We start from the raw sequence: 7,890 nt of genomic DNA on the forward strand, positions 1-7,890 counted from the left end.
TGGCCGTGCTGGCGCTCACCGGGCGCCCGGCGCCACTGAGCGATCTCGCGGCACGCTTCATCGGCGTCGGTTTCGTGGCCGCGCTCGGGAGAAGCCAGATGTTCGGGCCGGATCTGATCCAGTGGTGGCAGCGACCGGACGTGCCGCGCTGGCTCGGCGCCCTAGCGCTGATCGGCGCGGCCACCGTGGGCGTCGGCGTCGAGATCGCCCTATGGACCGCCTCGCGCTCACGCACCTGGCGCATCTCCTGGCTGGCGCTGGTCCGCGCCGATCTGGAGCGTTCGGGGGCCGTCGGCGCGATCATGACCAATGTCGGCGCGCTGATGGCGTTCGCCTACCCGGCCATCGGCGTGTGGGCCCTTCCGCTCTATCTCGTGCCGATCGCCACGGCGGTCATCGCGCTGCGCCGCGCCCAACGGATCCGCGATATTCAACACCAACTGATCACCGCGCTGTCGCGCCTGAGTGACGAAACCGGTCATACGAACCCTGGCCATGCGCAGCGCGTCGCCCGGCTCAGCGTGGCCCTGGGGGAGGAACTGGGGCTGGGGCCGTTGGATCTGCTGGCGGTGCGGGACGCCGCCCTGGTCCACGACGTCGGGCAGGTCACGCTGGCGGAACCGATCCCGGACGGCGCCACGCTCGGCGCAGCCCCGGCGGAGCAGGCGCAGGTCGTCCTCGACACCGTGCGCATCATCGAGGCCGCCGGGCTGCCCGAGCCGATGGTCGAAGCGGTGCGCGGGAGCATCGTGCAGTTCCGGCAGTTGCGCGAACAGGGCCAGACGATCCCCGTGACCGGCCGCATCGTCAAGGTCGCCAATGCCTATGACGACCTGACCAGGGGCCGGCGCTCGGCCCGGGCTGCGGCCCTGGAGCGGATCCACCTGGGCCTCGGCTACGAATACGACCCGGCCGTGGTCGACGCCCTCGCCCGGGTCACCGAGAACGCCTAAGCGGCGGTCGTGCTGGCGCGCACCCGCCGCTTAGGCGTTCGGTGACCTTCGGGCGACCGCGTCTGCGGTCTGCTCAGGCCTTCTTGGTGTCGGCGAAGATCGTCGCGATCGCATCGATCTTGGCCAGCAGCTGGTCGGCGACGTCGACATCGAAGCTGCCCTTGGTGCCACTGGCGCCGGCGAGCTTGGTGGCCTCGTTGACCAGGGTGTGCAGGTTCGGGTACTTCTCGAAGTGCGGGGCCTTGAAGTAGTCGGTCCACAGCACCCACAGGTGGTGCTTGACCAACTCGGAGCGCTGCTCCTTGATGATCGCGGCCCGCACTCGGAAGTCGGGGTCGTCGTTGTCGGCAACCTTGGTGCAGATCGCCTTGAGGGATTCGGCCTCGATGCGCGCCTGCGCGGGGTCGTAGACGCCGCAGGGCAGGTCGCAGTGGGCGCTGACGGTCGGGATGCGAATGAGTCGGCGGAACATGATGTCCTCTCAGGGCTTGGCCGGGCGAGCCGGACGCGGATCGCTCGCGATCAAACCTACCCGGCCGAGCGCCTCGGCAGCCGGAGCGGGGGCGGCCAGAGTCGGCACGCGACCACCGCGAGCACGTCACTGCTGGCCACCGAACCGAAGAGCCAGCTGTCGGCTCCGACCGAGGGATTGTCGCGCTCGAGCCACCAGCGCGCCGGGTCCGCGGGATCGCGCCCCGCGAGGCGTTTGACGGCAACCGGGCGCGGTGTGCCGTCGTGTTCGGCCGGGAGCCGGGCGATCACCAGAGCGCCCGAGCTCAGCCGACGGGTGCGACGGATCAGCAGCAGATCGCCCGGCCCCAGTGTCGGCGACATGGAGTGGCCTTCGACACGAACCACCCCGATCGGCGCCGGCAGGTATGACACGATGCCTAACGTTACGGTCATCCCCGTGGCGCCATCCGGGCCCACCCGCCCGGAATCCGACGTGGCCCGGCGCCCACGATCATCTGCCTGCTGTCTCGATTGGAGCCCGTAACCATGCGCACCCCCACCGATCCATCGACGCCCGGAGAGGCGGGCGATCCCTTTGCGAACGACCCGGTCTTCATCGCGCACGAAGGCGGCAAGCTCGGGGTAGTCGCAACCAAGCCACTCGCGGGCCGGGAGGATCTGGCCCTGCTCTACACCCCTGGGGTCGCCAAGGTGAGCGCCGCCATCGCCGCGGACGCCGGGCTGGCCGAGCGCTACACGAGCAAACGGCATACGGTCGCGGTCGTCACCGACGGCACGGCGGTCCTCGGCCTGGGCAATATCGGCCCGCTCGCGGCTCTTCCGGTCATGGAGGGCAAGGCCGTGCTGTTCAAGGAGTTCGGCGGCCTCGATGCCGTCCCCCTGTGCCTGGAGACCGGCACGGTGGACGAACTCGTTGAGGCGATCGCCCGCCTGGCGCCCGGCTTCGGTGGCATCAACCTCGAAGACATCTCCGCCCCGCGCTGCTTCGACATCGAGGACAAACTGGCCCGTCGGCTGCCGATTCCCGTCTTCCACGACGACCAGCACGGAACGGCGATCGTCGTCCTGGCCGGCCTGATCAATGGCTGCCGCGTGGTCGGGAAGGATCTGGCGGATCTGCGGATCGTCATCAGCGGGGCCGGTGCGGCCGGCATCGCGATCGCCAATTTGCTGCACGAGGTGGGCGTCGCCGATGTCGTGGTGTGCGACTCTCGCGGCATCCTCGGCCGGGGGCGCCACGACATCTCGGGCCACAAGGCGAAGGTCGCCGCGTGGAGCAACCCGCGCGACCTCGACGGCCCGATCGGCAAGGCACTGATCGGAGCCGACGTGCTGATCGGAGTCAGCGGAGGGACCATCGCTGAGGCGGATGTCGCGGCGATGGCGCCGGATGCCTTGATCTTCGCCTTGGCCAATCCCACGCCCGAGGTTCACCCCGACATCGCCGGTCGTCATGCCGCCGTCGTGGCCACCGGCCGCTCGGATTACCCGAATCAGATCAACAATGTGCTCGTCTTCCCCGGGATTTTCCGGGGCGCGCTGGATTCCGGTGCCCGCTCGATCACGACCGCGATGAAGCGTGCTGCTGCCGAGGCCATTGCCAGCCTGGTCGAGCAGCCGACGTCGGGCTGCATCGTCCCGAGCGTCTTCGACCGGCGCGTCTCCCCTGCGGTCGCGGCGGCGGTCAGCGCGCTGGCCTGATCGATGCCCGTATCACGCGCTCAGCGGGCGCCGCGGGCACCGGCAACCACGAAGACGGTCTTCCACCCGGGTGATCCGCGGGTCGGTCTCCGGCTTGAACAGCGGCGTGCCATCGTTGCCGGTCGCCTCGAGCAGCGCCCTGAGTTCGGCGTCGGCGCCTGGTCGCATCGACCGGAACTTCCAGATGCGGAAAGCCTTGCCGTTGATCCCGATCCGTTCCTGCGTGTAGATCGGTGAACCCGGCGAGTCCAGCCGGATCCAGAGGGCGACGATCAGCAGGAGCGGGGACAATGTCAGCAGCAGGGCGAGCGGCGCGAGCCGGTCGAAGCCGTCCTTGGCCCACCAGAGGCCCCGGAGTAGGTCGGCGCCTCGACCTGCCACAGCGGCAGGCCCTCGATCGGGCCAGAGCGGGCCCGGGGGCCGAAGATCCCGGTCATCGAGGACGCGATGACGATGTCGCGCCCCTCCTCGGCCAGGCGCCACATCAGGTCGCGGATCTCGGGCTGGGTCAGACCGGCGGAGGCCAGGATGAGAACCGACTCGACTCCCGACCGGCTTGCCGCTCCGTGACCTCGTCGGGGTCGACGCCGTGCCCGCCCACGACAGTTCGTCGGTGATCCGCAGGCCGGCGCCGTGGTGGGTGGCGATGTGCTGGCGCAAGGGGGCCAGGTCCCCGCTCGAGCCAACAGCAAGCATGGTCATCGACATCCCGCCGCCGGCGCGATGCCGGTTCAGCCAGATTCGCCAGCTCCACCGGGTCATCAGCAGCAGGATCGTGCCGACGGGCAGGAAGAGGCCGACGTACCCACCGGCCAGCCCCAGACGCAATGCGAAGGAGGCGAAGGAGACGACCCCGAGCATCCAGAGGCAGCGGTGAAGACCCGACGCCGTCCGATCTGGCGGCGCTCCGGGCCGGTTGATCCGGCCCGGAGCGACTGGTCAGTCCTCGGCGAAAGGGTCGTCCAGGCGCGCGAGCCAGGCGGCCAACCGCTCGATGGGCACCTCGAACTCAGGGTGCTCGTCGACGAAGGAGCGCAACTGGTCGGCGACCCAGGCGAGGCTGACCTCCTCCTCCCCGCGCCGGGTCTCCAACTCCTCGATGCCGCGATCGGTGAAGTACATCCTCGATCCCGTCAGCGATCGAAGGCGGCAGCCAGGAGGATGGCCTCCTCGGCCGCGTGCTTCTTCGACGAGCCGGTCGCGGGCGAGGCCGAAGCGGGCCGCGACGCGACACGCAGCGGCTTGGTGTAGCCCCGCTCGGCCAGTTCCGGAGGCAGGTTGAGGCCGAGGAACGGGTAGCACCCTTGGTTCTTCGGCTCGTCCTGGACCAGGACCAACTCGGCGTTGGGGTACTGCGCCAGGGCGGCGGCGATCTCGTCCGCCGGCAGCGGGTAGATCTGTTCCAGCCGCAGAATGGCGGTGCGCTGGTCGCCGCGCTTCTCGCGCTCCGCCTCGAGTTCGTAGACGACCTTGCCGCTGGCCAGCAGCACCCGGTCGACCTGGTGGCCATCGAGCTGGGTCGTATCCGGCAGGACGGGCCGGAAGCCGCCGGTCGTAAAGTCCTCGGGCATCGAGGACGCCGCCTTCAGCCGCAGCATGGACTTCGGCGAGAAGACGATCAGCGGGCGGCGGGGGCGGGCATACGCCTGGCGGCGCAGCAGGTGGAAGTGGCTCGCCGGCGTGCTCGGGTAGGCGACGGTCATATTGTCCTCGGCGCACAGCGTCAAGAAGCGCTCGATCCGCGCCGATGAGTGGTCCGGGCCCTGGCCCTCGTAGCCGTGGGGCAGCAGCAGGACGACCGATGAGTGCTGGCCCCACTTCTGTTCGGAGGAGGAGATGAACTCGTCCATGATCGTCTGGGCGCCGTTGACGAAGTCGCCGAACTGGGCCTCCCATAAGACGAGTGCGTCGGGCCGCTCAACCGAATAGCCGTACTCGAAGCCCATGGCGGCGTACTCCGAGAGCAGGGAGTCGTAGACCCAGAACTTCGCCTGGTCCGGGCTCAACTCACGCAGGGGCGTCCACTCGTCGGCGTTCTGCTTGTCGATCAGGACGGCGTGACGCTGGACGAAAGTGCCGCGCCGGCTGTCCTGTCCGGCCAGCCGCACCGGCGTGCCCTCCATGAGGAGGGAACCGAAGGCGAGCAACTCGCCCATACCCCAATCGACGCCGCCCTCGCGGGTGGAGGAGGCGCGCTTCTCCATCGCTTGCGCGAGCTTAGGGTGGACCGTGAAGCCGGGCGGTGGCGAGACGAACGCATCGCCGATGTGCTGGAGCATCTCGGTGGAGATGGCGGTCTGAGTGGCCGAGTGGCGCGGCGCGGTGGGGGTTTGGGCGGTCGGTCGCTCCAGCCCGGCGTGGCCTTCAACGTCGGTGCCGCGCACAGAGGGGTCATCGGCCGGCTTGTCCTGCTGCTGCATGGCCGCTTTGGTCTCGACGAAGACCTTTTCCAGCTGTTGCTGGTAGTCGCGCAAGGCCGCGTCGGCTTCGTCTTGGCTGATGTCACCGCGGCCGATCAAGGCCTCGGTGTAGAGCTTGCGCACGCTGCGCTTGGCCTCGATCAGCTTGTACATCAGCGGCTGCGTCATCGAGGGGTCGTCGCCCTCATTGTGTCCGCGGCGGCGATAGCACACCATGTCGATGACGACGTCCTTGTTGAACTCCTGACGGAACTCGTATGCCAGCTCCGCCACCCGCACGCACGCCTCCGGGTCGTCGCCGTTGACGTGGAAGATCGGTGCTTGCACCATCTTGGCGACATCGGTGCAGTAAAGCGACGAGCGCGAGCTGGTCGGCGCAGTCGTGAATCCGACCTGGTTGTTGATGACGACGTGCACGGTGCCGCCGGTGCGGTAACCGCGCAGTTGTGAGAGGTTCAGCGTCTCGGCCACGATGCCCTGGCCGGCAAAGGCCGCGTCACCGTGAAGCAGGATGGGCAGGACGGTGAAGTCCTCGCCGCCGAGGTTGATCCGGTCCTGCTTGGCGCGGGCGATGCCTTCGAGGACTGGGTCGACGGCCTCGAGGTGCGAGGGGTTGGCCGCGAGGTAGACCTTGGTGGTCGCGCCTGACTCGGCGGTGAAAACACCCTCGGTGCCGAGGTGGTATTTCACATCCCCTGAGCCCTGCACCGAGCGGGGGTCCTGCTTGCCCTCGAACTCGCGGAAGATCTGACTCGGCTGCTTGCCGGCGATATTGGCGAGCACATTGAGCCGGCCGCGGTGCGGCATACCGATGCACACCTCTTCGAGGCCGTCCTGGGCGGCCCGCGAGAGCACCCGGTCTAGCAGCGCGATCACGGACTCGCCGCCTTCGAGCGAGAAGCGCTTTTGGCCGACGAACTTGGTCTGCAGGAAGGTCTCGAAGGCCTCGGCGGAGTTGAGGCGGCGCAGGATCCGCAGTTGCTCCTCACGCGAGGTCTTGGCGTAGCCGATCTCGACCTTGCGCTGGATCCACCGGCGCTGCTCGGGGTCGGTGATGTGCATGTACTCGATGCCGACGGAGCGACAGTAGGAGTCGCGCAGAATGCCGAGGATCTTGCGCAGCGGCAGGAAGGGGACGCCGCCGAATCCGCCGGTGGCGAAGTGCCGGTCGAGGTCCCACAGCGTCAGATCGTGGCTGGTGACGTCGAGGTCGGGGTGGCGCCGCTGGCGGTATTCGAGCGGGTCGGTGTCGGCCATCAGGTGGCCACGCACGCGGTAGGCGTGGATCAACTCCTGGACGCGGGCAACCTTGTTGATGTCGTCGTCGTGCGAGGCGTCGATGTCCTGGACCCAGCGCACCGGCTCGTAGGGGATGCGCAGGCTGGCGAAGATCTCGTCATAGAAGCCGTCCGCGCCGAGCAGGAGCTGGTGCATGATCCGCAGCATGTCGCCGGACTGGGCACCCTGGATGATCCGGTGGTCATAGGTCGAGGTCAGCGTGAGGATCTTGCTGACGCCATTGCGGTTGAGGATCGTCGGGCTGGCCCCCTGCCACTCGGCCGGGTACTCGAGCGCGCCGACGCCGATGATGGTGCCCTGGCCTTGCATCAACCGCGGAACCGAACTGACCGTGCCGATGGTGCCGGGGTTGGTCAAGCTGATGGTCGTGCCTTGGAAGTCGTCGATGGTCAGCTTGCCGCCGCGGGCCTTCTTGATCAGGGACTCGTAGGCGGCCCAGAAGTGCGAGAAGTCCATGCTCTCGGCGGCCTTGATGGAGGGGACGAGCAACTGCCGGGTGCCGTCGTCCTTGGCCAGGTCGATCGCGATGCCGAGATTGACGTGGGCCGGAATGGACAGGGCCGGTTTGCCGTCGACCTCGGTGAAGCTGTTGTTCATCGCCGGGAGCTGAGCCAGGGCCTTGACCATGGCGTAGCCGATGATGTGGGTGAAGGAGACCTTGCCGCCGCGGGCGCGGGCGAGGTGATTGTTGATGACGACCCGGTTGTCGATCAGCAGCTTAGCGGGCAAGCTGCGCACGCTGGTCGCCGTTGGGACCTCCAGCGAACTCTCCATATTGGTCACGACGCGTGCGCTGGCGCCGCGGATCGGGGTGACCTCGGTGCTTGCCGTCGCGGCGGCCGGGGACGTGGGCGCAGCGTCGCGGGGGGTGGCCGAGGGCGAGGTCGGGGCTGGACGCTCAGGTGCTTTACGAGGGGCTGGGGCCGGCGCGACCGGTGCGGCGTTTGCGGCAGGGGCCACGGGTGCGGGAGCCGGTGTTGACGTTGTCGGACTCGCGGCGGGGGATGTCGCGGCGGAGGCCGCCGCAGCTGTGGGCGGCTTGG

General features: G+C 68.6%; 7 protein-coding genes. 2 read left to right on the top strand and 5 right to left on the bottom strand.

Annotated elements, in window-relative coordinates:
- A partial coding sequence (locus PKH97_RS11040; protein ID WP_324387462.1) for an HD domain-containing phosphohydrolase occupies positions 1-953 on the top strand: 953 nt, incomplete at its 5' end.
- 73 nt (positions 954-1,026) lie between these two features.
- On the opposite strand, the gene sodN is transcribed toward PKH97_RS11040, so the two are convergent.
- Together sodN and PKH97_RS11050 are read right to left on the bottom strand one after the other, a co-directional pair.
- Entirely contained in the window at positions 1,027-1,425 is a 399-nt protein-coding gene (gene sodN / locus PKH97_RS11045) for a superoxide dismutase, Ni (RefSeq protein ID WP_324387463.1), read from the bottom strand.
- A gap of 56 nt (positions 1,426-1,481) precedes the next feature.
- On the bottom strand, positions 1,482-1,859 hold the full coding sequence (locus tag PKH97_RS11050; RefSeq protein ID WP_324387464.1) for a S24 family peptidase: 378 nt from the start codon (positions 1,857-1,859) through the stop codon (positions 1,482-1,484).
- Positions 1,860-1,952: 93 nt separating this feature from the next.
- On the opposite strand from PKH97_RS11050, the gene PKH97_RS11055 reads away from it, so the two are divergent.
- Entirely contained in the window at positions 1,953-3,128 is a 1,176-nt protein-coding gene (locus PKH97_RS11055) for an NADP-dependent malic enzyme (RefSeq protein WP_324387465.1), read from the top strand.
- A gap of 12 nt (positions 3,129-3,140) precedes the next feature.
- On the opposite strand, the gene PKH97_RS11060 is transcribed toward PKH97_RS11055, so the two are convergent.
- The 3 genes from PKH97_RS11060 to PKH97_RS11070 form a co-directional block, all read right to left on the bottom strand.
- A complete protein-coding gene (locus tag PKH97_RS11060) occupies positions 3,141-3,509 on the bottom strand; it encodes a sugar transferase (protein ID WP_324387466.1) in 369 nt (122 codons plus the stop codon).
- A 558-nt stretch (positions 3,510-4,067) separates the two neighbouring features.
- Entirely contained in the window at positions 4,068-4,250 is a 183-nt protein-coding gene (locus tag PKH97_RS11065) for a DUF6104 family protein (RefSeq protein WP_324387467.1), read from the bottom strand.
- A gap of 11 nt (positions 4,251-4,261) precedes the next feature.
- Positions 4,262-7,890: multifunctional oxoglutarate decarboxylase/oxoglutarate dehydrogenase thiamine pyrophosphate-binding subunit/dihydrolipoyllysine-residue succinyltransferase subunit (locus PKH97_RS11070; protein ID WP_324387468.1), on the bottom strand; the 3,629-nt coding region annotated here is incomplete at its 5' end.

The sequence above is a fragment of the Nostocoides sp. genome (assembly GCF_035343835.1).
GTDB classification, from domain to species: Bacteria; Actinomycetota; Actinomycetes; order Actinomycetales; family Dermatophilaceae; genus Nostocoides_A; species Nostocoides_A vanveenii.

Excerpts from the sequence above, each read along its gene's own strand:
- sodN (WP_324387463.1), bottom strand. The coding sequence starts at position 1,425 with ATGTTCCGCCGACTCATTCGCATCCCGACCGTCAGCGCCCACTGCGAC.
- PKH97_RS11065 (WP_324387467.1), bottom strand. The coding sequence starts at position 4,250 with ATGTACTTCACCGATCGCGGCATCGAGGAGTTGGAGACCCGGCGCGGG.
- PKH97_RS11055 (WP_324387465.1), top strand. The coding sequence starts at position 1,953 with ATGCGCACCCCCACCGATCCATCGACGCCCGGAGAGGCGGGCGATCCC.
- PKH97_RS11050 (WP_324387464.1), bottom strand. The coding sequence starts at position 1,859 with ATGACCGTAACGTTAGGCATCGTGTCATACCTGCCGGCGCCGATCGGG.